The sequence below is a fragment of the Pseudomonas sp. P5_A2_2 genome, assembly GCF_054177685.1.
Map to the genome: position 1 here is coordinate 1 of NZ_JBGCUL010001246.1, position 1157 is coordinate 1157.

A 1157-nucleotide genomic window follows, 5' to 3' on the forward strand; every position below is an offset into this window, starting at 1 on the left:
GGTCACATCCGATGCAATCGGGTCACATCCGATGCAATCGGTGGTCAGAACGAATGCAAATGACTGGTCAGGTCGAATGCAAGCGGGTGGTCAAGTGGAGTGCAATTTCGCACCCCTTGCTTAACACCCATACCAGTCTTTTTGAGGCATATTTTGCCGGATGAAATCTACGTACTTTGCGTCTAATGAATTGGCTTTGACTAACGAATATATCTGTAAAAACTTGGCTTTGGCTGAGTTATATCTTCTCAATGGCCCGCCATCCAAGCAGCGATAATTGTCATTAAGGTTCACTCCTAGCTCGGAAAACTCAAAGATGACTTTTTGAATCCTATCCTCCGCATCAGCTACCTGCTGCTCCTTGCTGAGCGATTGTTGCACTGTCTTTAACTGCTGAGTCGACTCGATAACCGTCTTCTCTCGATAAGCAATATCCAGCTGTTGTTTGGCTACTTCCGATTCTGCACGCCCAACCAAAAACTCTCTTTTTTGTAGCTCTAAATCGCGCTTTGCTTGTTCGACCGCCACGCTCGCCTTGTCCTTCTCGAACACGACCATCAAATCATTGATGGCTACTAGCTTGCTTGCTAAAACTTTCGCCTCGTATTCCTGGGCCTGATGCACCTCCCATAGTTTGTACCCGAACCCCGCAAAGCCGATCGAAACGATCAACAAACTCACAAAGTTGTTTCGAAAAAAAGCCGTGAGCTTCCGCGCATCCATATCCAGCATTATCCCCTCCCAGAGCACAAAACAAATCTGACCTCACGGCTGAGCTAGAACCCGCTTCAACCAATTCCAATTTTTATAATGATCGCCTCGCCCCCGCAGATGCGTGTATCGACGTAACGAGTTCCAGTCCCTGTGACCCGAAACACTCGACACCCTCGGAATGTCCCAGTCCAACTCAAACAACCGGCTCACCCCTTCGTGCCTCAGATCATGGAAGTGCAGGTCTTCAATCCCCAGCAGCGGGCAGGCCCGCGTAAAGGACGCTGATACTGACTTGGCATTGTAGGGAAAGATCTCCCTCTCCACCTTAGGCATGGTGTGCAGGATCGCCCAGGCTTCGTCAGGCAGATGGCACCACACGTCGTTGCCAATTTTCTGCCCCGGGTTTTTCATGTCGCGCACCAGGACAGCCTGCCGGGCACAGT

Annotated in this window: 2 protein-coding genes; both read right to left on the reverse strand. The window is 50.3% G+C overall.

Annotation, left to right across the window (positions count from 1 at the left end):
• Positions 1-120: 120 nt before the first annotated feature.
• Positions 121-732 carry a hypothetical protein gene (locus ACXRVY_RS30510; protein ID WP_223462677.1) on the reverse strand — a complete coding sequence of 204 codons (612 nt, stop codon included), beginning with the start codon at positions 730-732 and terminating at the stop codon, positions 121-123.
• A gap of 33 nt (positions 733-765) precedes the next feature.
• Positions 766-1157: tyrosine-type recombinase/integrase (locus ACXRVY_RS30515; RefSeq protein ID WP_458239140.1), on the reverse strand; the 392-nt coding region annotated here is incomplete at its 5' end.